Here is a 25038-nt window from a genome sequence, read left to right as displayed (position 1 = left end):
GCGTGATGGAGTTTAAGGTTGTGATTTCGGATCCGTCAACCGGAAGGGCGTACCAGAAGGTGGTGAGCGGAGCGAACGCGAACAAGCTGATCGGGAAGGAAGTAGGGGATGTGATAAATGGAACGATAGTTGAGCTCCCACCGGACTACGAGCTTCAGATCACGGGCGGGAGCGACAAGGACGGATTCCCGATAAGGCCGGACATACCCGGTCCGGTAAGGAAGAGGATTCTGCTCTCCGGAGGGGTTGGATACAGACCGAAGGAGAAGGGAATCAGGAAGAAGAAGATGGTCAGGGGCAGGGTCATAACGAGGGACATAGTCCAGATAAACATGAAGGTCGTGAAGCACGGCAAGGTGCCGCTGGGGGAGTACTTCAAGAGCCAGCAGGAGTGAGCATGGGGATTCTGGAGAATAAGAAGAGGGCGCGAAACTTTTACAGGTATTTTTCCAAGATATACGACTTTGTAAACCCCTTTTTCTACTCCGACGAGATGAGGAAAACGGTTGTCGACATGGCCAAGGTCGCGAAGGGCGACCTCGTTCTCGAGGTTGGCTGTGGAACCGGGTTCACGACCGAGGAGATTGTAAGGAGAGTGGGAGAGGAGAACGTCGTTGCCGTTGATCTCACCCCCGAGCAGATGGAGAAGGCGGTGAACAGGTTCGAAAGCGCAGAGTTTCTGAGGGGGGACGCGGAGAACCTGCCCTTCAAGGACTCATCATTCGACGCGTCAATTTCCGCGGGAAGCATCGAGTACTGGCCGAATCCTCAGAAGGGTGTGCAGGAAATGGCAAGGGTTACGAAGAGTGGTGGTAGGGTGGTAATTCTCGCACCGAGAAAGCCGGACAACGTGCTGGTGAGGAAGTTTGCCGAGAGCATAATGCTGTTCCCGTCGACCCAGCAGATGGTTCTCTGGATGGAGAAGGCCGGGCTCGAGGACATAAGGTATGTTGAGATGGGCCCCTACTCATTCTGGAGCAAGCTCGTCGTTATAATTTCAGGAAGAAAGCCGTGAGGTGGTGTTGTGGACACAGCCAGTGATTTCAGGATAAGGCTGGCCGAGAAGGGCGTGGAGGAGCTGGAAAAGTCGCTGAACAACGTGAAGGTTCAGAGGAGGAAGGAGCTCATTAGGGCAATCTCAGGGCTGAAGAGCGAGGTTCAGATAGTCAAGTACTCCTACATGCCGTTCGAGGAGCTTGCCGAGCTCGAGTCTGTTGTTAAGATATCCGAGACGGCCAAGTCTGTGCTCGAGGTGGTTTTGAAGGCCGAGAGGGACTTCCACCAGCTCAACTCCAAGTACTGGCTCGAGTACCTCGCACATTTGCCGGAATTGCTGAAGAGAGGGGAGATCGAGAAGGCGTATGAGGCGATCAGGTACTTTTCTGGAGAGATAGTTTCGAGCGTGCAGATAGCCGACAACCTGTGGCTCTGCTCCTTTGACTGCGGATTCAAGATGGAGATCGTTACGAATTCTCAGGAGTTCAAGGCTGGAGGGAATGCCGTCGTGAGCTTTTTGCCTCCAAGGCAATTTGGGGACGTCATCAGCGAGGGCATGTTCGTTTCTGCGAGGTTGGATAAAAAGGGAGGGTTAACCCACGAGGAGATTCTCTCGATAAAGGACAGGCTCGGAGAGGTTGAGTCCATAGTCCTGAGCCTGCTATAGCCCGAGGTACCTCTTCACCTCCTCTATTTTCAGATTGCTCCTCACGAGCTCCTCTATCCTCCTGAGCTTGACCTCCCCCGTCAGCCTCGCTCTCCCGAACACCTGCTCGAGCTGCGTCATCGTTGTGAGCGTGTCCTCGCTCACGAGAATCACCGGCACCTTCCTCTCCTCTGCCATTGAGAGTATGATTCTCTCAGGCTCCAGATTGCCTGTGAGTATGAGGCACTTGATGTTGTGCACCTCAAGCGCGACCCTCAGAATGTCGCTTCTATCCCCTCCGGTTATCAGAGCCGCGTTCCTCGTCTCCCTGAAGTACTTGAGCGCGGACTGTGGAGACATCGCCCCGATTATCAGGTGCTCTATGACGTCGTCTCTCTCAGGCTCAACTAAGAATTCTCCATTCAGCGCGCTCCTTATCTCGCTAACGAAAACGCCTGCGAGGACTGGATCCTTCGGCAGGACTCCTATGACATCAAGTCCCGCTCTCTCGAGAACTTTGGACGAGATGGCCTGCACGTAGGTGGTCTTGTAACCCGAGAGCTGGTTTATTATCACCTTTCCGAGCCTCTCTCCAAAAACGTCCTTTGAGTTGAGGAGCTTGTCAACAACGAAGTCGTTTCTGTATCTGGCCACCATCAGAACCTTCAGGTTCAGCAGCTCCGCGACCACCGGGTCTCCTATGCCGATGGCTCTGCCGGTCTTGTAGTCTGTCGAGCCCTCCACGAAGAGCACGTCTCTTCCCTTGGAGAGCTCCTCGTACTTCTCCACTATCTTCCTCTTCACCTCCACGGGGTCTGCGTACGGGATGAACTCTATGTACGGTCTGTCGAGAACCACACCCACAACATCATCCTCGAGTCCGAGGTTCCTCGCGGTTGTGAACGCGTCCTCGTCCACAAGCTCCTCTCCCACCTTGGTTGCGCTGACGCCAAAGGGCTTGAAGTATCCCACCTCGTACCCCTCGCTCTGGAGAATTCTTCCGAGCCCGACTATTATCGAGCTCTTTCCCGAGTACTCCTCAACTGAGGAAATCAGCACGCTTCTGACCATCCTGCTCCCCACCGGAATTTTGCACGGCAGCTTTTTATCGTTTTCCCGGGCAGGAAAAATTGACTAAAAATTATAAATACGTGGAGAGCGAGATTTTTCTGGGGGATGATAATGGAGAGAGACGTGGTTTTCGCGGGGCTGATGGTGATCTCGGCGATCACTCTAACTTGGAAATGGCTCTCCCTCTACGACAACGTGGATGGGGTTGTGATCTTCTCCGCCTTCCTGCTGACACTCTCGCTGAGCCTCCTGCTGATAAGCATGGAGTACAGGATGCAGAAGATGAAGGAGGAGTTCGAGAGCGTTAAGAGGGCGGTGGCGATCAACTCGGCAGACCTCGAGGAGAAGATAGAGGGCAAGATAAGGGCGTACATGGAGTCCATAGAGTTCAGGCTGGACAGAATCGAGAAGAGGCTCTACAGGTAGCTATTTTAAATTTCCAGAGCAAGTGTTGTTATGGGCTCAGACATTGGCGAGATCCTCGAGAGGGAGAGCGTAGAGCTCGAGTACTTTTCGGGCAGGAAGATCGCCATAGACGCGTTCAACACTATTTACCAGTTCATCACCACGATAAGGCAGCCTGACGGAACCCCGCTCAAGGACTCGCAGGGCAGGATTACCTCTCACCTCTCCGGGCTGCTCTACAGAAACGCGAATCTGATTGAGAACGGCATAAGGCCGGTGTACGTCTTCGATGGAAAGCCGCCAGAGTTCAAGGCCAAGGAGATTCAGGAGAGGATTGAGAGGAAGATTGAGGCCGAGGAGAAGTGGAAGGCCGCGCTCGAGAGGGGAGAGGAGGCCAAGAAGTACGCGATGATGGCTGCGAGGGTGGATGAGTACATAGTCTCGACGTCGAAGCGCCTTCTCGAGCTCCTCGGGATCCCCTACGTTGACGCTCCGAGCGAAGGTGAGGCGCAGGCCGCGTACATGACCTCCAAGGGTGATGCTGACTTCACGGGGAGTCAGGACTATGACTCCCTCCTCTTCGGCTCCCCCCTTCTCGCGAGGAACCTCACGATAACGGGCAGGAGAAAGCTTCCCGGGAAGAGTGTGTACGTGGAGGTTAAACCTGAAGTTATCTCGCTGAGCGAGAACCTCAAGAGGCTGGGCATAACGAGGGAGCAGCTCGTTGACATAGCCCTGCTCGTCGGCACCGACTACAACGAGGGGGTAAGGGGGGTGGGTGCCAAGAAGGCTCTGAAGTACATAAAGACCTATGGCGACGTGTTCAGAGCACTCAAGGCGCTGAAGGCCAGCATAGAGAACGTGGAGGAGATAAGGGAGTTCTACCTGAACCCGCCGGTCAGCGACGACTACGACATCTCTTTCGGGAAGCCGGATGTTGAGGGGGTTGTCGAGTTCCTGTGCGAGGAGCACGACTTCAGCAGGGACAGGGTTGAGAAGGCGGTTGAGAAGATCGCCGAAAACTTGGCCGCGAGCCAGATGACCCTTGACAGGTGGTTCTGATGCACGAGCATGATGTCGCTTTGGAGTATACTGTGAGGGTCGTTACCGTTTCAACATCCCGATTTGAGAAGTACGGGAGGGTGAGGGGTGTAGAGAACATCCCGGAGGACGATGGCTCCGGGAGGCTTATAGCTGAGAGCTTTGGGGAGAGGGTAAGAGAATACGTGCTCGTTCCGGATGACGTGCAGGAGATCAGGAGGGCAGTGATCGAGAGCGAGGAGGACGTGGTGGTGATAACCGGAGGCACGGGCCTGAACCCGAAAGATGTGACAATAGAGGCTGTCGAACCTCTCTTTGACAGGAAGATAGACGGTTTCGGTGAGATTTTCAGGCTCGAGAGCTACAAGGAGGTAGGCTTCAACGCCCTTCTCTCCAGAGCGACGGCCGGGATTGTTGATGGAAGGGTGATCTTCTGCCTTCCCGGCTCTAAAAATGCGGTCAGGACAGGGCTCGAGATAATCCACTCCGTCGTGACCCACATCCTCTCCCACGCAAGGGGAATGAGATGATAGTCAGGTACGAGGTGTTCGACGAGGACTACGTGCCGGAGGAGATTCTGTTCAGGGACACTCAGATCAGGAGAATTGCTGTCAACCTGAAGCCTGCCGAGCACGGGAGCAGGCCTGTGAACATGCTATGCCTCGGCCCTCCTGCGACGGGAAAGACGACCGTGATCAAGCACGTGATGAGAATGGCGGAGCATGCCGTTACAGGGGTGTACGTGAACTGTCAGGTGCACCAGACGAGGCAGCAGATATTTTTAAGAATATTCGAGCACCTTCACGGCTACATCCCACCCTCCGGCATCTCGTTCCAGAAGCTCTACTCCGCGATCCTCAGGAACGTGGTTGAGGAAAGGAGAATCCTGCTCGTTGTTCTGGACGACGTGAATCTGCTGCCGGCAAAGCTGGCGGATGAGGTCATATTCCTCATACTGAAGGGTCACGAGGAGGTTGACGGATTCAAGGCGGGGCTAGTGGGTATCTCCACGGACATGAAGTTCCTCGCCTCCCTTGACGCGAAGACCACTTCGGTGTTCCACCCCGATGAGGTGGTATTCCCCGTCTACGACTTCGAGGAGATGCTTGAGATCCTGAGGAAGAGGGTACTCGAGGGGGTTGTTGGTGGCAGAGTTAGCGATGAGGCCCTCGAGATGATCGCCGAAAGGGCGTTCGAGTACCTCGACCTCAGGTTCGGGATACAGGCGCTGAAGATGGCGGTGCTGAATGCCGACAGAAAGGGCAGGGATGTCGTTGGCGTCGAGGATGTCGAGGAGGTTCTGGAGCAGAGCAGAACAGCGTTTTTCAGGAAGATGATCTCGGCCCTGAGCAGGGAGGAGGCTGACGTTCTCGCTGCTATCTACACATCCGACGTCAGGTACACCGGAGACATATATGCCATGTTCAGGTCGAGGCTGAGCTACACGAAGTTCTACGAGATACTCAGGAAGCTCGAGAACCTGAGGCTGATAGATACGGCCACGAAGTACGACAGGGGACTGAAGAGGTACGTCGTTCGCAGATTCAGGGCAGACGAGGTTCTCTCGGCTATCGACGAATTTCTGAAATGATCCTCCTTATCTCGGAGATGCTCGCGTCCGTCTTGAACGTCGGCCCCGGGAACCGCGTTCTCGACGCTCTGAACCCGTGGCTCCTCAGCGCCTCTATAATGTCGTCGAGCTTTGGTGGGGAGATCCCTAGCCTTTCAGTCAGGTTGTGAACGTCGTAGTGCGTCACGGTGTCGATTTCCTGCTCTATCGCTGAGAACAGCCTGCCAGCTTTACCTTCCTTTGAGAGCCCGCTGACGAACTCCGGGTCGTGGAGCTCTCCTGTCCACATCGGGCCGTACATCCTGAACATCCCTCCGCAGGAGCAGTACCTGTCGGGCGTTTCGAAGACGCTCATCACGACTCTGTTCCCGCAGTGGTTGCAGTGGAGCACGTAGCCCATCTTCTCGTAGACCTTGCCCGCCATTCTGCTCGACTTCCTGACCCTTAGATGCACCCTGTAGTAGTGCTCCTTGGCCCATGACACCAAAACCTCTGCGTACTTGTCGTACTTCGTCACCTCTCTCACAATTTTGCCGATCAGCATCCTCAGGCCCGTTTCGTGGTAGTACTCCGTCTTCTCGGCAAATGCTCCGTACTTTCTGAGGCCTGAGATGGGTGCGCTGCCGCAGAGGGCAGAAGTGTCCGTTGCCGTAACGCTGACGAACCTCCTCGCAGACCTTACAGCTGAGTCTATGAACTCGGCTGGAGAGCCGAACGGGTCGAGGTCTATGTGGTCGTAGCTCCTCTCCCTCATTAAGGCCACAGCATCCCTGTTGTGGACTCTCGCGTTCAGACCGTTCAACCTCAGGTTCTCCTCTATCACCCTCACCGCCCTTTCATCAATGTCGTTGAACTCCACGTTCTCGAAGCCAGCCTCGAGCATCGCCCTTATTCCCCTCACACCGCTCGCTGCGAGGGCGTCGAGGTAGCTCTTGCTCCTTAAGTGCCTGAAAACCTCCATGTCCGCAGTCCTGCAGAACTCCATTCTCGGGTTGTAGAACACTCCTTCGGTCAGTATCCTCGCCTTTCCCTCAACTATCAAGCCTCTCCAGCACCTCCTCCACAACCCTGTCCCTGTTCTCGGGCGTCAGCTCAACGACCTCAAACTCCCTCTTTATCCTCAGAACGAGCGGGTGAGTTGACCTGTAGTGGACTGTGAGGAGCAGGTTCTCATGCGAGTCAAGCAACCTCTCAACAGCATCCACAAAACTGCGGCTCTTCAGCTCCATCGGGCCAACCTCGTCGAGTATGACGAGGTCGGCGTTGGCGTAGCCGGCAATTCGAGACGCCACGATTTCGAGGTTCTCGACGAAGACCCTGTACTTACTAACCCTCGGATAGCCATCCCCTTTCCTCGCGAGAACGTATGTTTCGTTTGTTGTGAGTTCCACGATCTCAAAGCCCACCCTGACTCCCTTCTCCCTCACTTCCCTCGTCACGAACCCCCTGATGTCCTTCTTTCCTCTAAGCCTCTCGTAGATTTTTAGACATGCCGTGGTCTTCCCGACTCCCGGCCTTCCGGTTATTGCGACCCTCATCACTCCAGAACTACCAGAACATCTCCAGTCTCGACCCTCTGACCCTCAGACACCCTGACCTCCTTCACCTTCCCGCTTGATGGAGAAACGATCTCGTTCTCCATCTTCATTGCCTCGAGTATAAGCAGCGTCTCTCCCGCCTTGACCTCATCACCCGGAGAAACGAGGATCTTGATAATCGTTCCGGGGAGCATGGCCTTGACGACCTTCTGACCCAGATCAACGCTCTCCGGCCTGTAGGAGGGAACGCCCTTAACGGACTTGATGACCTCCTCCTCGACCTCAACCTCGACGACCTTGTCGTCGACCTTAACCTTGTAGAGGGCGTTCGAGACCTTCTCCACCTCGGCATAGTACACGTTGCCTGATAGGGTGACCTTGAACTTCTTCATGCCCCTCCATTCTCAGGAAAATTTTAAACACTTTCGATACGGTCGTTCAGGTACTCACTCACTCCCATCCTCTCGAGCAGGGTTCTGGAGACTATGTACTCATCCTCAGTCTCCCTTTTCGTTCCGACTATGAGGTACCTCTCTCCGTCAATCTCCTCAAGCTGACCGTACGCTTCGAGTACCTCCCCCTCGAACACCTGCCCCGCGTAGGTGTGGGTGAAGCTGAGCACGGCTCTGATCTCCGGGTGATCCACCGGGTAGTATGCGGGGTAATCGAACACGTCCCTGTCGCTGATGACTCTTGCCACCACCCTCATCTTCCCCAGCTTCGTTCCAACCTCCTCGGGTATTGGCTTGTTCAGCTCCTCGTAGCCTCTCACGTAGAGCAGGTCGAAGTAGGTGCTGCCTATGAACGCCCGGTGGTACTTCCTCCTCTCGTGCAGGAGGAATGCCTCGTAGCTCAGAGGGGGTTTTCGCTTCCTGAATATGAACTCCCAGGTCTCGTCATCCGGTTCAGAGAGCTCTCCTCTCTCGATTCCCCTCTTTATCCTCTCCCTCGCCTCGAACCAGTATCTGCCGTACACGACAAAATCCACGTCGCTCTCCTGACCCTTCAGCCCTATGAGCCTCGAGCCCGTAACGCCCATCTCTTCGCGCGGAATTTCATGCAGAAAATCTACAACCTTCCTGACCTCGGAATCCATGGCCTCGCTGAGCCTCTCTTCGGGCTTGAATACCTCGTCGATCTCTGTGTGATTCACCCTGAAAACGCCTTCCTTAGGGCTGAAGTACCTCTCTCCAACAGCTATGGCTTCCTCGTGGCTCAGCTTCCTGTACTCCCTGCCGTCCTTGAACCTTCCACCCTTCCCTGGGGCGTACCTGAGGAAGCACTTCACGCTCTCGTCGTTTCTGTATCCAACAACGGAAAAGAAGAGGTCTCCAACCCTGATGAAGTCCCTGAGCCTTATCGGCTTACCTGATGAACTGGGCATATATCCTTCTGATCTCCTTGGCCTTTGCGCTTCTTCCCTCCTTCTTCAGCAGGCCACCGTTTATCAGCTTTATCCTCGTAATTTTGTACTTCCTACCCTCCACCGGGAGGATCTCCCCAACCGTGAACTCCACCTCTCCAGACGTGAAGATCTCGTACGGTGTTGTGACTGGCCCCTTGTGAAGGCTTATCCTGACCTTCACCTCTCCCACATCTCTCAGCCAGACAGTCTCTATGTCCTCAGCACTCGCCACGTCCACCCTCTTGCCGTTCTTCAGCTCGAGGGACGTTATCTCTCCGACTCTGTACCCCTCTCCGACCTCTACGACGACCTCCTCTCCCTTCGTCAGCACCTCTGACCTCGGAACCTCTATCTTCCCCCTCTCCGAGACGTCGTCCCTGCTTATTATTGCCCTCAGCTCGACCCTCTTTTCCGGGAGAACTTCCATAACAGAACCGCAGACCTCACACTGAAAAAGGTGTTTTGAGGGGTTTATCAGAACGTGTGGGGTTTCCTCTTTACAGGAGTCGCAGTATATCTCTCTCTTCATCTTTACAGCTCTTCAAGAAGCCTGTTCATCTCTTCGGCCTTGCTCTTCAGCGCCTCAAGCGCCCTTCTGGCTATCTCCCTTACCTCCATCTGGCCGACGGACTCTACTTTGAACACGAAGTCGTCAGTTTCAGTTATCTTTATCGCATTCTCCTCGCAGACCTTCACGCAGTCTCTGCAGAGGGAGCACTCGTACTCGTTCTTGACCACTACCTTCTCTCCCTCCTCTGCGAACACGCCCTTTGGACAGATCTCGATGCATCTGCCGCAGTCCGTGCACTCCTCTCCTATCTCAACCTTTCCGAGGATCCTGTAGGTGCATACAGATACGGGCTGGAACTTGGCGTGCTCTCTGCCGAATCCAAGTCTTGCAACCGCCTCGAGCATCAGCTGCTGCCCCTCGTAGAGCTCGACAATCGGGATGTTGTCAAAGACTGGCTGGGTTTCGGGATCATCGGAGATGAAGTCTCCAGAGTAGACAACCTTCGGCCCCTCAACGTTCAGCCTGAGGGACACCTGACAGCTCGGGCAGCCCTCCCCACCGCAGACGCAGTTCTCCTGCAGGTTGAACTTGTCTACGTTGGTCTTCAGGGGCACGAGGCCTATCCTGTGGGCGAGGATCTCGTCGTACAGGTAGGACGAGTTCATGTAGAAGTCAACGTAGTCCACAGCAAGAGTTGGAACGTGGCTCTTCATCGCCCTTCTCCATGCGTTGGCGAACGCTGGATTAGAGTCCCTCAGAATGAACTCCGCTGTGATACCGTCGTCCCTGACAAACTCGACCTTCATGGCAGAACACCGGTCAAAAATGGGAGAGGGTTAGACCCTCCTGCCCCTCTTTCCGCCCTTGGGCCTCGTTCCGTCGTGCGGTATCGGAGTGACGTCCTCGATCCTGCCGATCTTCAATCCAGCCCTTGCGAGGGCTCTTATTGCCGCCTGAGCGCCCGGACCGGGTGTTGTGTGCTTGTTTCCGCCCGGTGCCCTGACCTTGATGTGAACGCCCTCAATCCCCTTGTCCTTGGCCACCTCGGCAACCCTGAGGGCTGCCTGCATCGCCGTGTACGGGTTGCCCTCGTCCCTTCCGGCCTTGACTATCATTCCGCCGCTTATCCTCGCTATGGTCTCGCTGCCCGTGATGTCGGTTATCGTTATTATCGTGTTGTTGTAGGACGAGAATATGTGCGCGATACCCCAAATACCCTTCTTTTTCTTCTCAGCCATATTATCCCTCCGTCACCTGCTGCTTGGCGAAAGGTGAGTTTGAGTAGTAACCTATCTTGCTCTCCATCTCCCTCTCCACTATGAAGCTCGGAGATGTGACCCTCCTGCCGTCAACGGCTATGTGGCCGTGGACTATCAGCTGCCTCGCCTGCTTTATGGTCTTTGCAAGCCCCTGCCTGTAGACTATCGTCTGCAGCCTTCTCTCGAGGAAGTCCTCAACCGTGAGGTTCAGGATGTCGTCGAGCGTCGCGTTCTCGGGCAGAATGCCCATCCTGTTGAGCTTCTTGATGACCTGCTGGGCCTTGGCCTTCGCAAGCTCTCCCTCCCTGCCGGGGAAGTTGACTTTGGCGAGCAGATCCCTCGCGACCCTCCTGTACTTCCTCAGGAGGTTCTGGAACCTCCAGAGCTCCCTCTTGTTCCTGAGACCGTACTTGATTACGAGAGGAGCCTCCCTTTCGAGCCTCACCCTGTCCCACGGCTTTGTGGGGGTTGTGTACTTCTTCTTCGGCTTCTTTGGATCACCCATTAACTACCACCTCACTTCTTCCTCCTGATAACACCAACGGTCGCACCCTTCCTGCCCGTGGACCTCGTCCTCTGGCCCCTGACCTTGTAGCCCCTCGCGTGCCTCATTCCTCTGTAAGCCCTTATCTTGATCATCCTCTCTATGTCCAGCATCCTCGCGAAGTCTATGTCCTTGTTGAGGAGGTGGAGATCCTTACCGGTGTGGTAATCCTTCCTCCTGTTGAGCATCCAGGAGGGCAGGCTCTCGATCTCCTCTTCCACGAACTTCTTGAGCTTCGCAATTGTCTCGTCGTCAAGCTCTCCGAGCTTCGTCATCGCCGGTATTCCGAGGTGGTTTGTGATCGACCTCGCCATCCTGAGTCCTATGCCCTTGATACCCGTGAGCGCGTGAATTACCGGTTTCTTTCCGTCCAGATCCGTGTCCGCAATTCTGACGATGTGCCTGAATCCCTCCTCCATCTTACCACCTTCTGCCCTTTGCCTTAAAGAGAAGATATTTAAATATTGCTGCAGCCAGCCGATTGAGGAGAAGAGGGGAAAGGTTCGTTACTTAAACCTGACGGAGTGAATCGGATTACCTGTTCTCAACTATAACTTCCGCCTTTGGCTTTCTCCTCTTGAAGGCGAAGTCCTTAGCTGCGACAACAGCCTCGCAGAACGGAACGCAGCTGAAGCACCTGCTGTTCATCAGGTTGCACTCGATGACGTTGACCTTCCTGTTCTTTATGTTGATTATTATCCGGGTCTCTGTCTTTCGGACTCTGACTCTCACTTTTATTTCTGGGTCTTGAGACATGATGTCACATCCTAATAATTGTTATTACAACGTGATTTTTGGAAGATATAAGCTTAACGCAACTCATGCAGTTAACATTGACAAACTAATGCTGGAAAAATTCGAACCAAATGCGAGTTTACAGCAAGTCGAGAGTAAGCTCCTCGCTCAAACCGAGGACGATTTCGAACTCCTGAGGGGTTATAACAGGTTTTGAAAACCTTCTGTAATCATCGTACGCTATTCTGGGGCAGGCCGTGCTGACGTAGCAGTCGAACCTGAAGCCCTCGACGAGGCTCGGATCTATCTCGTCCGCCAGTATGACCTCTGCCTTAATCCCTTTCTCCTCAGCAAGCCTCTTGAGCCTCATCGCAAGCCCCAGCCTCTTCTGCCCCGGCTTAGTTGAGACGAGGATCGCAAAGCTGTCGCACATCTTGGCCCTCGATACCTGAAAGTACCTCCTCCTCACGAAGTCGGAGGTGTCCACGACCCTCAGCTCTTCGGAGAGGGGGCTGTACGCGTAAACCCTTCTACCAGCGTACAGGCTCGCCCCAATCGCGTGAAACTCTCCATCTCCGATGAAAAGGATGGCCTTCGCTCTCGTCCCCTCAAGGCACGAGTAGTTGCACCCCAGAACCTGTCCCGGGTACGCGACCCTCTTTCCCTTCCTCAGCTCCACCTCGAAGCCTACGTCTCTCAGCCTCTCGGCCACGCTCTCAAACTTCCAGGCGTAGCTTGCGGTTCCAATGATTGCGATCCTTTTTTCTTTGATTTCCCTTCTGAGCAGCTCGGCATCTACGCTGTAGTCGATGTTGTAGGGGACGTAGATCACCCTCTCGATGCTGAGCATCTCCGTGTGCCCGAAGTGGAGCAGCACGTCCGCAACCTCTAAGAGTGAGACGTCAATGTCGCAGGCACCGTAGGATGGCTTTCCGGAGATTATCACCTCGTACCCATTCTCCCTGAACCTGTCCGCTATCTCTCCGGCGTAGTACTTCAGACCGTCCGGGAGCTGGATTCCGACAAGCCTTGCAGAACCGAGTTTGGAAAAAATGGATTGAAAATCGATTCTTTCAGATATGGTCGAGGATTCTGACGCCATCCTTTGAGACCTCTATCTTCACGAGGCTCTTGACGTTGTACCCCATCTCCCTGAGCATCTTTGCCCCGTCTCCCTTCTCAACGACGGCGACGAAGTCCTTGATCACCGCTCCGGCCCTTTCAAGAGCTTTGAGCGTTGCGAGGGCCGTTCCTCCGGTGGATATGACGTCGTCAACCAGAATCACCCTGTCTCCCTTTTCTATTCCGTTTATGTACAGCTTCCCCTTGGAGTATCCCGTCTGCTGGTCAACCACTATCTCGTTTGGCAGGTTGTAGGCCCTCTTCCTCACGACAACTATCGGTATGCTCACCGCCAGGCTCAGCGCCGTTGCCACGGGGATTCCCATGGCCTCGACGGTAACGATCTTGTCCACGTCGAGGTCAGCTATCCTGATTATTCCGGAGACCGCTTCCCTGACTATGTCCGGGTCGAGCTCTGGGACTCCGTCGGTCAGGGGGTGGATGAAGTAGGGGTAGTCCCCCTTCATTATCACCGGTGCGTTCTCGAGGCTCTTTATGAGCTTGTTCAGCATCAGAGACCCCTCAGCTTGTCGAGCATTATCTTCTTCTCAACCCTCGCCACCGTCTCCCTCACCCTCTCAACAGCATCGGGGTTGGCCGACACGCTGTCTATTCCGAGCATCACCAGCTTCTCCACGACGTGCGGATAGCTTCCGGCCTGTCCGCATATCGACGTCTTCACTCCGTGCTCCTTGCACACCCTGATCACGTGCTCGATGAGCTTCATAACTGCTGGGTGGGTCTCGTCGTAGAGATACGCGACGTTCTCGTTGTTTCTGTCCACCGCGAGGGTGTATTGGGTGAGATCGTTGGTGCCGAAGGACACGAAGTCTATGCCCTCCCTCACGAGATCCTCGATTATCAGCGCGGCCGCGGGGGTTTCAACCATCACACCGAACTCTATCTTGCTGAGCGGCAGACCCTCCTCTTCGATTATCTGCTTGGCCCTCCTGACCTCCTCGACCCTCGTGACGAGCGGCAGCATTATTCCAACGTTGGTGTATCCCTCGTCCACAAGCCTCTTGATCGCCCTTATCTCCGCCCTGAAGTGTATGTCCTCGACGAGGTCTCTTCTGATACCCCTGAACCCGAGCATCGGGTTTGCCTCGATCGGCTCGTTCTCTCCGCCCTCCATCGCTCTGAACTCATCCGTTGGGGCGTCGAGGGTTCTTATCCAGACGGGTTTGGGGTAGAACGTGTCAACAACGGCCTTCATTCCCTCGTAGAGCTTCTGGATGTACTCCTCTATCTCCCCGTCCCTTATGTACTTCATCGGGTGCTTGGGCAGGCCGAGAACCATGTGCTCAATTCTGAACAGACCCACTCCATCCGCTCCGGTCTCGTAGGCCCTCTTAGCACCGTCCGGTATCGATATGTTCACCTTGACCTCCGTTGCGGTTATTATCTTGGCCTTCGCGACGACCTCGGTCTTTTTGTCCTCCTTCCTCTCTATCTCCACCGCCCCCTCGTACACAACTCCCTTCTCTCCATCCACTGTGACGACCATTCCGTCCTTGAGCACCTTGGTTGCCTCCTTCGTACCAACAACCGCCGGAACTCCGAGTTCTCTGCTTACTATCGCCGCGTGACACGTCATTCCGCCCTCGTCGGTTATTATCGCCGATGCCCTCTTCATCGCCGGAACCATGTCCGGCGTGGTCATCGTGGTCACGAGGACGTCGCCCTCCTCGACCTTGTTTATCTCCTTCTCGCTCGAGATTATCTTGACCTTGCCCACTCCAATTCCCGGAGAGGCTCCAAGACCCTTCAGAATCACCTTGAGGTCCCCCTTCACGGTCTCAGCCTCCTTCTTGCCCTTTATGGTCGTGATCGCCCTCGACTGGAGGATGTAGACCTTACCCTTCTCGATTCCCCACTCAACATCCTGTGGGTGGCCGTAATGGTTTTCAATGAGCTCGGCAAACTTGACGAGCTCCTCTATCTCCTCGTCGGAGAGCACCCTCTCCCTTGCCTTCTCCGGAGGGAGCTCCAAGGTTACGGTCTCACCCTTCTCGTTCTTTGTGATCATTATCTTCTTCTCAGCGACGTTTACCTCCACAAGCTTCCTCTTCACCCTGTCGTAGACGTACGTGTCAGGGCTGACCGCCCCGCTCACTATTGCCTCTCCAAGGCCGAAGGCGGCCTCGATTATGCAGAGCTTCTCTCCTGTGACGGGGTGGGAGGTGAACATGACTCCGCTCTTCTCGCTGTTGACCATCTTCTGCACAACAACGGCGATGCTCACATCCTCGTGCTTGAACCCCTGCTGGACCCTGTAGTAGATTGCCCTCGGCGTGTACAGGCTGCTCCAGCACTTCCTGACCTTGTCAACAACCTCATCCTCTCCCTTCACGTTCAGGTACGTCTCCTGCTGCCCGGCAAAGCTCGCCTCAGGCAGATCTTCTGCCGTAGCAGAGCTCCTTACGGCAACGAAGACCTCCTCTCCCTCTTCCTCGCAGAGCTTCCTGTACGCGTTCCTTATGTCCCTCTCTATGTTCTCCGGGATCTCGGCTGACTCTATGAGCTTCCTGATCTTCTCAGACACGCTGTTCAGCTCGTCTGTGTTCTCTACATCGATCCCCCTGAGCATGTCGTTTACCTGATACCAGAGGCCCGTGGCCTCCATGAACTCGAGAAACGTCCTGCTGTCAACCACAAAACCGTTCGGAACGGGAATTTCGTTCCTCAAAAGCTCTCCGAGGTTCGCCCCCTTTCCGCCGGCCAGCGGTATGTCATCCTTACCTATCTCATTGAGCCACAGAATCCCCATAACAACCACCTGTTGCAACCAGAGTCCTGAAATTATAAAGGTTTTTCCTTAGCTTCCTTCCGGTTTAAAATCGTGAGAAATTGGAGGGTGTTGCTCCGCCAACCGACCCATGCTCATGCTCGTCACACGGGCGTGGGAAGCGGAGCACTGATTACTTGGCCTGAGGAGTTAATAAGCTTTATCACTCCCTCGACCTCTTCAGCTTTGCCTCGACGAACCTCTTGTTGAGCTGCTCCCTCCTGCAGACCTCCCTCCTCATGTTGAGCTCGAAGTAGTAGTCGAGAAGCTCGTCATCGTCCATGCTGTTATGCTGGCAGGACTCTTAAAAACCTGATCCGCTCTTGTAAACCTCCCCCAAACCCTCGACAGCCTCATCACCCTCCTTCACGATCTCCCCTCTCAGCACGACCGTGTGGGGGAAGATGGCTGGGAATCCTTCAAAGGGAGTCCAGCCGCAGAGGCTGTGGAGCGAATCTGCCCTCACCCTCTCAACCCTCGATATGTCGAAAACTGCGAGGTTGGCGTAGTTCCCGACCCTTATCTCCCCGTATCCCTCGAACCCGAAGATCTCTGCCGGGTTCTTCGCAATCTTTTCGACGACTTCGAAGACGCTCACCCTTCCATAAAACACGAGCCCCATCATCAGCGGGTACATTGTCTCCACGCCGGGGTAGCCTGAGGCTCCACGCTCCTTCTCCTCCGGAAGGTGGGGGGCGTGGTCTGAGGCCAGCACGTCTATCCTCGAGAAGTTCTCGAGCAGAAACTCCCTGTCGCCCCTCTCTCTCAGAGGGGGGTTCACGTTCACGAACCCGTTCAGCCTCTCGTACTCAGAGCTGTCGAGGAGGAGGTGGTGGGGGGTTACCTCCACGAGCGATGGGGATGGGGTGATTGTCTCAAAAGCATCTCTCGTCGAGATGTGGCAAAAGTACCTTCCGAGGGGGGCGAGCTTTTTCACCGCCTCTATCTCGGCCCTCCTGTCCCTGTGCAGGAAGTTTGGGATCTCGTTTGACTCCACGAACTCGGGCAGTTCGGCGTGTATTGTTGTGAGGTGCTCGACATCTCTCACAATCTCTGGGTCAACCTGAAACTCCGGGTTGTCGTGCTGCAGGAACACCTCGCCCACAGCGGGGTTGTAGCCCTTCTCTTTGAGCTCACCCACGATCTCGTTTATTCTGTCGGAATTCCTCCTCGTTAGCCCCATGTTGAGGGAATAATCAACGTTGAGGTGTTTCTCCGCCAGTCTCACTCTCCTCTCGTACTTTTCTGCGGAGTCTATGAATGGGCGGGTGTTTGGCTGGTCAACAACAAGGCAAATCCCGCCGTGCAGTGCGGAGAGAGTGCCGCTCCTTATCGTCTCCTTATGGCTCTCCTCAAAATCTCTAAGGTGGACGTGAACGTCTATTCCGGCGGGCAGTATGAGCCCTTTAAGCCTCTTGCCGGTGAGCTGCTTGCTTATCTCTACGATCCTCCCCTCCTCTATTTTCATGCCTGCTGTGACGAGATCTCTGCCGATGATGAGCTTTCCGGAGAGAATCATCATGGGGGATGGGGAACAAAGGTTTAAATACTATTCTGGCCACTAAACTAAAAAAACTCTGCGAGGAGAGGATTATGGATTCAATCGTGAGGGAGGCAATTAAGAGGGCCAACGAGGAGAGGAGAGCTTTTACGCGGGAGGATGAGGATGACGAAATTCTGCAGATGCTTCACGAGCTGAAGACCGTCATTAGGGTCGTTGGAGTTGGGGGAAGTGGATGCAACACAATAACGAGAATGTTCGAGGAGGGTATAGAGGGCGCGGAGCTGATCGCAATAAACACTGACGTGCAGCACCTGTACTACACCAAGGCCGACAAGAGAATTCTGATCGGCAAGAAGAGGACGAGGGGGCTTGGAGCCGGAAGCCTTCCGCAGGTTGGTGAGGAGGCTGCCAAGGAGAACGAGGAGGAGATAAGGGCACTGCTTGAAGGCTCCGACCTTGTTTTCATAACCTGCGGTCTTGGCGGTGGTACAGGAACCGGAGCGGCTCCCGTGGTTGCCGAGGCTGCTCAGGATGCGGGTGCTTTGACCATCGCAGTCGTCACGCTGCCGTTCTCTGCCGAGGGTGCGATAAGGAGGGCAAATGCTGAAGCTGGGCTTGAGAGGCTTAGGGAGGTCACGGACACGGTGATAGTCATACCCAACGACAGGCTGCTCGAGGTTGTGCCCAACTACCCAATGCAGCTCGCGTTTAAGGTCGCGGATGAGGTGCTGATGAGGGCGGTGAAGGGCATAACGGAGCTGATAACCAAGCCGGCGCTGATCAACCTCGACTTTGCCGACGTCAGAACGGTCATGGAGAAGGGCGGAGTGGCGATGATTGGCCTCGGAGAGGCGAGCGGTGAGGACAAGGCATCTGAGAGCGTCAGGAAGGCACTCAAGAGCCCGCTGCTCGACGTGGACATTACCGGAGCAAAGGCTGCGCTTGTCAACGTAACCGGCGGGCCAGACATGACCATAGAGGAGGCGGAGAGCATAGTCGAGGAGATCTACAGCAAGATCGACCCAGATGCGAGGATAATCTGGGGTGCCATGATCGACCCGTCCCTCGAGAACACGATAAGGACGCTGGTCATAGTCACGGGCGTGAAGTCTCCGCAGATATTCGGCAGGAAGGGGCCGGCGATAACCAAGAGGTACGGAATAGACTTCGTGAGGTAAATCTTTAAAAACCGATAATGGTTAGGCAGGGCTATGATCAGCGACAAGCTTAAGGATTACATAAACATCCTCAGAATGACGAGAAAACCCGACAGGGAGGAGTTCGTCACCACGACAAAGGTGGCTGTGGCGGTAATGTTCGTCATAGGGCTGATAGGCTTCTTCATCTACCTTTTGATGGACGTTCTTCCGGGGGCTCTGAAATGAGCAGGTACTTCATAGTCAAGACCACGGCCAATCAGGAGAGGATAGTGGCCAACCTGATGGCTGCGGGAGTGAAGAAGAGGGGCATAAGGCTGTACTCCATCCTCGCCCCTAAGGAGATAAAGGGGTACATCATTGTCGAGGCCGAGAGCAACGAGGACATAGTGAACGCGATAAAGGGGGTTCCGCACGTCAAGGGGCTGGTGAAGGGTGAGACGAGTCTTGCTGAGATAGAGCACTTCCTCAAGCCTAAGAAGGCTGCGGAGCAGATAAGGGAGGGCTACAAGGTTGAGATCATAAGCGGCCCCTTCAAGGGTGAGCTTGCCATCGTCAAAAGGGTTGACGAGGCCAAGAACGAGATCACCGTCGAGCTTCTGGAGGCCGTGGTTCCGATTCCCGTCACCGTTAAGGCGGATAATGTGAGAATTCTCGAAAAGACTGATGAAGAGGAGGTGTAGTGAATGCCACAGGTAGTAGAGGTTCTTGTTCCGGGAGGAAAGGCAACACCGGGTCCACCACTCGGTCCCGCAATAGGTCCGCTCGGACTTAACGTCAAGCAGGTGGTCGACAGGATAAACGAGGCCACGAAGGACTTTGACGGCCTGCCCGTGCCGGTAAAGATAATCGCCAAGGAGGACAGGACGTTCGACATAGAGGTCGGTGTCCCGCCTGTATCTGCGCTCATCAAGAAGGAGCTCGGACTTGAAAAGGGATCGAAGGCCACGGGCAGAGAGTATGTGGGAGACCTGACGATGGAGCAGGTCATCAAGATCGCCAAGATCAAGCAGAAGCAGATGCTGGCCTACGACCTAAAGGCGGCGGTGCTTGAGGTTCTGGGGACTGCTGTGTCCATGGGTGTCAAGGTTGAGGGCAAGCACCCCAAGGAGGTCCAGCAGGAGATCAAGGAGGGCAAGATAGAGATACCCGAGGAGTGACCCTCCTTTTTTGTTACATATTTTCTGTTCTGCTTCAACCTGTTCTGCCTTGCGTCTGGTGGGCATCAAATAAGTTAAATACCATTTCCTCGTCCGATGACTCATGAGCGATGATGTTCCTCTGCCAGAAGTGAACATAGGTATGGTAGGTCACGTTGATCACGGTAAAACCACTCTTGTTGCAGCTCTGAGCGGGGTGTGGACGGACAGGCACAGCGAGGAGCTCAAGAGGGGGATCTCGATCAAGCTCGGTTACGCGGACGCCACTTTCAGAAAGTGCCCGAAGTGCGAGGGGACGGAGGCGTACATGGTCGAGAAGACCTGTCCGAGGCACAACGTGGAGACCGAGGTTCTCAGGACGGTGAGCTTCGTGGACAGCCCGGGTCACGAGACTCTAATGGCGACGATGCTTAGCGGTGCCGCGCTGATGGATGGGGCAGTGCTGGTGATTGCCGCCAACGAGAAGTGCCCGAGGCCCCAGACCAAGGAGCACCTCATGGCGCTTGAGATCATCGGGGTTGACAGAATAGTTATCGTGCAAAACAAGATTGACATAGTGCCGAAAGAGAGGGTTCTGGAGAATTATCAGGAGATCAGAGAATTCGTGAAGGGGACCATAGCTGAGAACGCGCCCATAATCCCCGTCTCGGCCCAGCAGAGGGTCAACATTGACGCCCTCATCGAGGCGATAGAGGAGGTCATCCCCACGCCGGAGAGGGATCTCGAGTCTCCCCCGCTGATGTACGTGGCGAGGAGCTTCGACGTGAACAAGCCGGGGACGAAGCCCGAGAAGCTCGTTGGAGGGGTTCTCGGTGGAAGCCTGTCGAGAGGCAGGCTGAGGGTTGGTGACGAGATCGAGATCAGGCCGGGAGTTAAGGACGAGAGGGGCAACTACAACCCGCTGTTCAGCGAGGTCGTGAGCATAATGGCTTCAGGCAGGAATGTTGAGGAGGCAACTCCGGGTGGTCTGATAGGTGTCGCCACAAAGCTCGACCCGTTCATAACCAAGGGAGACGGGCTTGTTGGTAATGTGGTCGGGCATCCAGACAAACTTCCCGATGTGCTCTTCGACTTCACGATGGAGGTTCAGCTCCTCGAGAGGGTTGTCGGTGCTGAGGAGGAGCTGAGGGTGGAGAAGATCAAGATGAACGAGCCGCTGATGCTCAGCGTGGGCACGTCAACTACCCTCGGGATAGTTACCTCCGCGAGGGATGATGTGGTTGAGGTGAAGCTGAAGAGACCCGTTTGCGCTGAGAAGGGCTCCAAGGTGGCAATAAGCAGAAGGGTCGGCTCGAGATGGAGGCTCATAGGAGCGGGAAGGATAGTGTAAGGAAGGCGATAATCGACACCAACGTTCTGATGTACATCTTCACCAAGAAGGTGGACGTTTTCACCCAGCTCAGGGAGCTGGGCTTTAAGAAATTTGTTTTTCCCAGACACGTCGTTGAGGAGCTCGAGAGGCTTCAGGTGAGCCTTGACGGGACTGAGAGAAGGGCTGCGAGGTTTGCGCTGACGCTCATCAGGAGCAGGGACGACTGCGAGGTGCACGAGGTGGATGCGGTTGGCAGTGACAACGCGATTTTAAAGCTCGCAAAGTCCCTCGACGCTGCCGTTATAACCAACGACAAGGCGCTGAGGAGGAGAGCAAAGCTTGAGGGCATCGTCGTGGGCTACCTGAGGGAGCTGAAGTACGTGGAGCTCGACGAGGACTACTGATTTTTTCTCGCGTACTTTTTCACGTTCCTGCAGAACTGGCAGACGCTCGAGGTTGTTATCTCCCCGCAGATCCTGCAGTACCTGAACTCCTCATCTCCTCCATCTCTCCTCTCCCTTGCGAGGTTCCTCAGAATGCTCACCCTGAACCCCGGAACCTTCCTCTCTATCTCGTAGACGATCTCCTTCCACTTGGTCGACGGGGCGTTGGGGCACTCCTCGTTCAGGAAAGGCAGCCCCTTGGCGAGGACGTAGACCATGTTCTCCCTCTCGCTCATCTCGTAGAGCGGTCTCACCCTCGTCACAATCCTGTCGAAGCCCTCCATCCTCGGCCTCTGCTTCTCGCTCCATTCCATGTTGCCCGAGTACATGTTCTTGAAAAGGTTGGCGAGTATGTCCTCGGCGCAGTGGCCGGTGGCTATGGCGTCGTAGCCGTTTTCCCTCGCAAACCTGTTCATGATGTACCTCTTCGCATTTCCGCAGACCGAGCAGACCTTTCCCCTGACGTCGTCTATTGTGAAGCCGTAGTCCTCGAGCCTCACAACGTGCAGTCTCACGTCAAGCATCTCCGCAACTTTCTTTGAGACTTCAAGGGAGTGGCGGCTGTACCTGCCTATGCCGAGGTCTATGAACATCGCGTCAACATCAAAGCCGATTCTCTTTGAGAGCACTCTGAGGGACGAGAGCATGGCCACGCTGTCCTTGCCACCGCTCAGAGCCGTGAGCACCCTCTCCCCCTTCCTGATCATCCTGTATCTCCTGATCGCCGACTCCACAGCACCCTCGTACTTTGTTATCAGACACTCCCTGCAGTAGTATGTGCCTCTGAACTTCTCGAAGGCGTTTCTGCCACATCTCTTGCACTTCATCGCGGCATGTTGGGTATCACGATTGAAAGAATTATCGAGCCGAAGATCAGCGAGGAGAGAAACTTCGATGCGATCTCAGCGCTCCTCTTTCCACCAAGCTTCTCCGCCACATCGTAGAACACCCTTCCACCATCCAGCGGAACGGCTGGCAGGCAGTTGAACAGTCCGACATAGAAGTTGATCCATCCAATCCAGTAGAAGGTGTTGAGCGCGTAGAAAATCCAGCCTCCGACAGACGAGTGGAAGAACGCGGTGATTGGGAAGGAGAAGCTGTTGAAGAATATTATCGGCATCGATATCAGGAAGAGCCAGCCTGCCGGGTTTGTGAGCATTGACGGAATTCCCCTAAGCGTGTTCAGTATGTTCTCCGCGTAGAAGTAGCTGAACGTCACCCCCGCGAAGTACTCCGTCACCTGCACACCCATGAGCCCCCTTCCGTTCGCATCCTTCAGGGTGAGCGTGTAGTTCCTGTACTCGGAGCCGTCGAACACCTGAATCTCAACCCTGTCCCCGCCCTTCTTCCCCTCCATGGCTTTGAGGAAGTCTCTGAGCGTGTGTATCTTCTTTCCGTCAACGGCCGTTATTATCCACCCCTCCTGAATCCCTGCCTCTTTCGCTGGATAGCCGTCAACAACCTGCACGATCTTGACCCCTGTCACCCCTGAGAGCTGAACCTCTCTGCCGTCCGCAAGCTTCAGCACGATCTTGCCTTGCTCTCCAACAGCCTTCGATATGTCGTCCGGGCTCGTCACCTTTACCCCGTTTATCTCCACGACAACGTCTCCTACCTTCAGGTCAGGGTTATCTGAACTCAGAACCGCGATTGACGGAGTTATGAAGCCGAGGAGGTAGAAGAAAATTGAAAACGCGATTGCGGCGGTGATGAAATTGCTTATGACTCCTGAGGAGAACACCCTCAACCTCGTCCCCCTCTCCGAGTGGTGGAGGAGCTGCTCCTCGTCCGGCTCGGCAAATCCGCCGATTGGCACGAGAGCCACGAGGACTCCCAGTGACTTCACCCTTATGTTTTCCGAGAGCGCGGAAATCGCGTGGCTGAACTCGTGGACTATGAGGGTGACTATCAGCCCTATGAGCCCCCACACGAGGGGGATGTACTGGTTCACCCCGGGAATCAGCAGAGCGTTCCTCGGGCTCGTGAGGTCTGAGGGTGGTGGAGGGGATGTGAAGAGGGTGTAGTCCATGAACAGGATGAGGACGAACATGAACACCATCCCGGCAAAGACCGCGGGTATCCCGGCGTTTCCGAGGACGATCCAGAACCTCCTTCTCCGGGCAAGCCTCTTCAGGAGCTCTATGCCCCTCTCGGTCCTTATCATCAGCACTGGCCCGTAGGCGGTGATTCCCCTCCTCTCCAGAACCCCCCGTCTCTTGAGGAACTCGACTATCGCCCAGTATGCGAGGAAGATTGTCAGTGCGGTCAGAGCATCCATTGCTCCCAACTCTGACAGGTGCTTAATTAAACTTGCGTTCAGTCCAGCCTCCTCCCGAGCACCCTCTCCTCTATGGTCATCTCCTGCACAAATTCTGCCCTCACGTCCTTCCTTCTCAGGTAAAGCAGAATAGCACCGCCGATCAGCAGGTTCGGAACCCCCACCTCGGGTATCGCCACCGCCATTATCCCGTAGATGACGTGGATGATTGCTATGAGAATTGCAAGCTTTCTTCCCCACTCTCTCCTCGTGAGCAGGCCAATTCCCGCAATGAGGTAGGCGAGGGAGAACGCGAAGCCGACAGCGACGGCGAGGGGGATGAAGTCCTCGGGGTTCACGTCTCCAGCCCCATACTTCTCCATCTCCTCCCTGAACGCCTTCGCGAACTGGTCTCCTGCAAGCAGAATTGAAAATGCTGTGAACGCAGACACGGAGAACATGAACAGCAGAAACACGGAAATCAGAGTGATTCCGACCCTCATCCTTCAATCAGGATGGGTTAAAAATTTAAATATGTTGCGGAACAGCTTTTACCATGTACTATTTCATCTACATCACGTTTCCGGATGAGGATTCTGCGAGGAAGGTTGCAAGACACCTCCTCGAGAACAGGCTTGCAGCATGCGTCAACTTCTGGAGGATAAACTCCATGTACTGGTGGGAGGGGGAGATCCAGGACGACAGCGAGGTTGCGATGATTGTGAAGACAAGGGCGGAGATGTACTCGAAGGTCAGGGAGGAGGTCAAGAGGCTCCACCCCTACACCACCCCGTGCATATGTGCAATCAACGTTGAGGAGGGCAATGCGGAGTTTCTCAGGTGGATTGATAGCATTGTGGAAGGATGAGGGGGAAGACGGCGACATTCGGAAGCAGGAGGAAGGTGAGGTACGGAGAGGACAGGTGGAGGCTGCTCAGGGAGAAGAGGAGGGTAGCCAGGGAGATCATGGAGACCCTCGAGAGCTCAGGAATCCCGAGCATAGTCTACGGCTCAGTTGCGAGGGGTGACGTCAGGAAGACGAGCGACGTTGACATCTTCATCCCCCTCAACATCCCATCCTACAAGATCGAACTCGCACTCGAGGACTTCTACATTCTGGAGAGGAGGATAGTTCAGGCAACGCCAAACTACGCGATAAAGGGGGAGATTGTGCTGGAGAACGCGAGCGTCAGCTTCCCCCTCGTCAAGATGAAGGAGAAGGAGATGGACTTCTACAGGTTCGGCGGATATCTTGATCTGGACATGCTTCTCTCCGAAAAACGGGTTTCTGGCGTGGACAAGAGGCTTGTGCTAATTGTCCCGCTCAGGGACGGCCATTACGAGATCCCGGCTGACGAGATGGACAAGAGCGAGCTCGCGGACTTCCTCGGGGTCGGGATTGAGATAGTCATCGAGAGGTTCAGGGTTCTCGAGAGGAGGAGGGAGGTCGGAAGGACGGGCGTGTTCCTGAACGAGCCCGTGCCGGACTTCGAGTCCTTTGAAAGCCACCTCTCGGCCCTCGCCCTTCAGAACGCCTATCTCAAGAGGAGGATGAAACTTTTTTAAAACCTCCT

General features: G+C 55.0%; 33 protein-coding genes. 15 read left to right on the top strand and 18 right to left on the bottom strand.

From position 1 onward, the window contains the following. The first annotated feature begins 5 nt into the window (after positions 1–5). From GAH_RS00520 to GAH_RS00510, 3 genes are read left to right on the top strand one after another with little or no spacing between them, the layout of a single operon-like run. Positions 6–395: a 30S ribosomal protein S6e gene (locus GAH_RS00520; RefSeq protein ID WP_048094199.1), complete on the top strand. Its 390-nt coding sequence runs from the start codon at positions 6–8 to the stop codon at positions 393–395. A gap of 2 nt (positions 396–397) precedes the next feature. Then, the gene (locus GAH_RS00515) at positions 398–1015 is read left to right on the top strand and encodes a methyltransferase domain-containing protein (RefSeq protein WP_048094198.1); all 618 of its coding nucleotides are present in this window, start codon (positions 398–400) and stop codon (positions 1013–1015) included. Between the two features lie 9 nt (positions 1016–1024). Continuing rightward, positions 1025–1663 (top strand): RNA-binding protein, encoded by a 639-nt coding sequence (locus tag GAH_RS00510; protein WP_048094197.1) that lies wholly within the window; start codon positions 1025–1027, stop codon positions 1661–1663. Here the strand turns inward: GAH_RS00510 and GAH_RS00505 are convergent. After that, entirely contained in the window at positions 1658–2713 is a 1056-nt protein-coding gene (locus tag GAH_RS00505; RefSeq protein ID WP_048096596.1) for a phosphotransacetylase family protein, read from the bottom strand. The genes GAH_RS00510 and GAH_RS00505 overlap by 6 nt on opposite strands. 105 nt (positions 2714–2818) lie before the next feature. Between GAH_RS00505 and GAH_RS00500 the strand changes: the two genes are divergently transcribed. From GAH_RS00500 to GAH_RS00485, 4 genes are read left to right on the top strand one after another with little or no spacing between them, the layout of a single operon-like run. Next, positions 2819–3139 (top strand): hypothetical protein, encoded by a 321-nt coding sequence (locus tag GAH_RS00500; protein ID WP_048094196.1) that lies wholly within the window; start codon positions 2819–2821, stop codon positions 3137–3139. Positions 3140–3169: 30 nt separating this feature from the next. Beyond that, the gene (fen, locus tag GAH_RS00495) at positions 3170–4180 is read left to right on the top strand and encodes a flap endonuclease-1 (protein ID WP_048094195.1); all 1011 of its coding nucleotides are present in this window, start codon (positions 3170–3172) and stop codon (positions 4178–4180) included. Continuing rightward, on the top strand, positions 4180–4689 hold the full coding sequence (locus tag GAH_RS00490) for a MogA/MoaB family molybdenum cofactor biosynthesis protein (RefSeq protein ID WP_048096595.1): 510 nt from the start codon (positions 4180–4182) through the stop codon (positions 4687–4689). The genes fen and GAH_RS00490 overlap by 1 nt, the downstream gene beginning before the upstream one ends. Then, complete coding sequence (locus GAH_RS00485; RefSeq protein ID WP_048094194.1) at positions 4686–5750, top strand: AAA family ATPase; 1065 nt, start codon at positions 4686–4688, stop codon at positions 5748–5750. The genes GAH_RS00490 and GAH_RS00485 overlap by 4 nt, the downstream gene beginning before the upstream one ends. Here GAH_RS00485 and GAH_RS00480 read toward each other — a convergent pair. The 14 genes from GAH_RS00480 to GAH_RS00415 form a co-directional block, all read right to left on the bottom strand. Next, positions 5728–6771 carry a tRNA (guanine(10)-N(2))-dimethyltransferase gene (locus GAH_RS00480; RefSeq protein ID WP_048094193.1) on the bottom strand — a complete coding sequence of 348 codons (1044 nt, stop codon included), beginning with the start codon at positions 6769–6771 and terminating at the stop codon, positions 5728–5730. The two genes, GAH_RS00485 and GAH_RS00480, sit on opposite strands and share 23 nt — an antisense overlap. Then, positions 6761–7267, bottom strand: a complete 507-nt coding sequence (locus GAH_RS00475) for an NTPase (protein ID WP_048094192.1) — start codon at positions 7265–7267, stop codon at positions 6761–6763. Before GAH_RS00475 ends, GAH_RS00480 begins: the two co-directional genes overlap by 11 nt. Beyond that, the gene (locus tag GAH_RS00470) at positions 7267–7659 is read right to left on the bottom strand and encodes a biotin/lipoyl-containing protein (protein WP_048094191.1); all 393 of its coding nucleotides are present in this window, start codon (positions 7657–7659) and stop codon (positions 7267–7269) included. The genes GAH_RS00475 and GAH_RS00470 overlap by 1 nt, the downstream gene beginning before the upstream one ends. A 23-nt stretch (positions 7660–7682) precedes the next feature. Then, entirely contained in the window at positions 7683–8651 is a 969-nt protein-coding gene (locus tag GAH_RS00465; RefSeq protein WP_048094190.1) for a nucleotidyltransferase domain-containing protein, read from the bottom strand. Continuing rightward, a complete protein-coding gene (locus GAH_RS00460; RefSeq protein WP_048094189.1) occupies positions 8632–9201 on the bottom strand; it encodes an HVO_0476 family zinc finger protein in 570 nt (189 codons plus the stop codon). Before GAH_RS00460 ends, GAH_RS00465 begins: the two co-directional genes overlap by 20 nt. Positions 9202–9203: 2 nt before the next feature. After that, the gene (locus GAH_RS00455; protein ID WP_048094188.1) at positions 9204–9989 is read right to left on the bottom strand and encodes a DNA-directed RNA polymerase subunit D; all 786 of its coding nucleotides are present in this window, start codon (positions 9987–9989) and stop codon (positions 9204–9206) included. Positions 9990–10019: 30 nt separating this feature from the next. After that, positions 10020–10421 (bottom strand): 30S ribosomal protein S11, encoded by a 402-nt coding sequence (locus GAH_RS00450; protein ID WP_048094187.1) that lies wholly within the window; start codon positions 10419–10421, stop codon positions 10020–10022. 1 nt (position 10422) lies between these two features. After that, the gene (locus GAH_RS00445; RefSeq protein WP_048094186.1) at positions 10423–10947 is read right to left on the bottom strand and encodes a 30S ribosomal protein S4; all 525 of its coding nucleotides are present in this window, start codon (positions 10945–10947) and stop codon (positions 10423–10425) included. 11 nt (positions 10948–10958) lie between these two features. Beyond that, positions 10959–11405, bottom strand: a complete 447-nt coding sequence (locus tag GAH_RS00440) for a 30S ribosomal protein S13 (RefSeq protein WP_048094185.1) — start codon at positions 11403–11405, stop codon at positions 10959–10961. A gap of 115 nt (positions 11406–11520) precedes the next feature. Beyond that, positions 11521–11742 (bottom strand): hypothetical protein, encoded by a 222-nt coding sequence (locus tag GAH_RS00435; protein WP_048094184.1) that lies wholly within the window; start codon positions 11740–11742, stop codon positions 11521–11523. A 118-nt stretch (positions 11743–11860) separates the two neighbouring features. Next, entirely contained in the window at positions 11861–12823 is a 963-nt protein-coding gene (gene dph2, locus GAH_RS00430; protein ID WP_048094183.1) for a diphthamide biosynthesis enzyme Dph2, read from the bottom strand. After that, complete coding sequence (gene hpt, locus GAH_RS00425; protein WP_048094182.1) at positions 12795–13355, bottom strand: hypoxanthine/guanine phosphoribosyltransferase; 561 nt, start codon at positions 13353–13355, stop codon at positions 12795–12797. The genes dph2 and hpt overlap by 29 nt, the downstream gene beginning before the upstream one ends. Continuing rightward, positions 13355–15613 carry a pyruvate, water dikinase gene (gene ppsA / locus GAH_RS00420; protein WP_048096594.1) on the bottom strand — a complete coding sequence of 753 codons (2259 nt, stop codon included), beginning with the start codon at positions 15611–15613 and terminating at the stop codon, positions 13355–13357. Before ppsA ends, hpt begins: the two co-directional genes overlap by 1 nt. A gap of 322 nt (positions 15614–15935) precedes the next feature. Beyond that, on the bottom strand, positions 15936–17153 hold the full coding sequence (locus GAH_RS00415) for a dihydroorotase (protein ID WP_245604029.1): 1218 nt from the start codon (positions 17151–17153) through the stop codon (positions 15936–15938). Positions 17154–17224: 71 nt separating this feature from the next. Here GAH_RS00415 and ftsZ point away from each other — a divergent pair, with 71 nt between their 5' ends. The 6 genes from ftsZ (at position 17225) to GAH_RS00385 (ending at position 21168) form a co-directional block, all read left to right on the top strand. After that, positions 17225–18313 (top strand): cell division protein FtsZ, encoded by a 1089-nt coding sequence (gene ftsZ / locus GAH_RS00410; RefSeq protein WP_048094180.1) that lies wholly within the window; start codon positions 17225–17227, stop codon positions 18311–18313. Between the two features lie 33 nt (positions 18314–18346). Further along, positions 18347–18520, top strand: coding sequence for a protein translocase SEC61 complex subunit gamma (locus GAH_RS00405; protein ID WP_048094179.1), 174 nt, complete (start codon positions 18347–18349; stop codon positions 18518–18520). Beyond that, complete coding sequence (locus GAH_RS00400; RefSeq protein WP_048094178.1) at positions 18517–18975, top strand: transcription elongation factor Spt5; 459 nt, start codon at positions 18517–18519, stop codon at positions 18973–18975. Before GAH_RS00405 ends, GAH_RS00400 begins: the two co-directional genes overlap by 4 nt. A 3-nt stretch (positions 18976–18978) precedes the next feature. Continuing rightward, positions 18979–19452 carry a 50S ribosomal protein L11 gene (locus tag GAH_RS00395; protein ID WP_048094177.1) on the top strand — a complete coding sequence of 158 codons (474 nt, stop codon included), beginning with the start codon at positions 18979–18981 and terminating at the stop codon, positions 19450–19452. A 103-nt stretch (positions 19453–19555) separates the two neighbouring features. Continuing rightward, positions 19556–20782 carry a translation initiation factor IF-2 subunit gamma gene (locus tag GAH_RS00390; RefSeq protein ID WP_048094176.1) on the top strand — a complete coding sequence of 409 codons (1227 nt, stop codon included), beginning with the start codon at positions 19556–19558 and terminating at the stop codon, positions 20780–20782. Continuing rightward, the gene (locus tag GAH_RS00385) at positions 20749–21168 is read left to right on the top strand and encodes a type II toxin-antitoxin system VapC family toxin (RefSeq protein WP_048094175.1); all 420 of its coding nucleotides are present in this window, start codon (positions 20749–20751) and stop codon (positions 21166–21168) included. The genes GAH_RS00390 and GAH_RS00385 overlap by 34 nt, the downstream gene beginning before the upstream one ends. Here GAH_RS00385 and GAH_RS00380 read toward each other — a convergent pair. The 3 genes from GAH_RS00380 to GAH_RS00370 are packed head-to-tail and all read right to left on the bottom strand — an operon-like array spanning position 21162 to position 23967. Beyond that, complete coding sequence (locus GAH_RS00380) at positions 21162–22034, bottom strand: ATP-binding protein (protein ID WP_048094174.1); 873 nt, start codon at positions 22032–22034, stop codon at positions 21162–21164. The genes GAH_RS00385 and GAH_RS00380 overlap by 7 nt on opposite strands. After that, positions 22031–23485, bottom strand: coding sequence for a site-2 protease family protein (locus GAH_RS00375; RefSeq protein WP_048094173.1), 1455 nt, complete (start codon positions 23483–23485; stop codon positions 22031–22033). Before GAH_RS00375 ends, GAH_RS00380 begins: the two co-directional genes overlap by 4 nt. Positions 23486–23523: 38 nt before the next feature. Further along, positions 23524–23967: a hypothetical protein gene (locus GAH_RS00370; protein WP_048094172.1), complete on the bottom strand. Its 444-nt coding sequence runs from the start codon at positions 23965–23967 to the stop codon at positions 23524–23526. Between the two features lie 53 nt (positions 23968–24020). Between GAH_RS00370 and cutA the strand changes: the two genes are divergently transcribed. Further along, entirely contained in the window at positions 24021–24332 is a 312-nt protein-coding gene (gene cutA, locus GAH_RS00365) for a divalent-cation tolerance protein CutA (RefSeq protein ID WP_048094171.1), read from the top strand. Next, positions 24329–25030 (top strand): nucleotidyltransferase domain-containing protein, encoded by a 702-nt coding sequence (locus tag GAH_RS00360; protein WP_048094170.1) that lies wholly within the window; start codon positions 24329–24331, stop codon positions 25028–25030. Before cutA ends, GAH_RS00360 begins: the two co-directional genes overlap by 4 nt. Positions 25031–25038 lie beyond the last annotated feature (8 nt).

The organism is Geoglobus ahangari (assembly GCF_001006045.1).
Taxonomy (GTDB): domain Archaea; phylum Halobacteriota; class Archaeoglobi; order Archaeoglobales; family Archaeoglobaceae; genus Geoglobus; species Geoglobus ahangari.
Note: the sequence above shows the minus strand (reverse complement) of the source record. Positions and strands in the feature narration are given on the sequence as shown.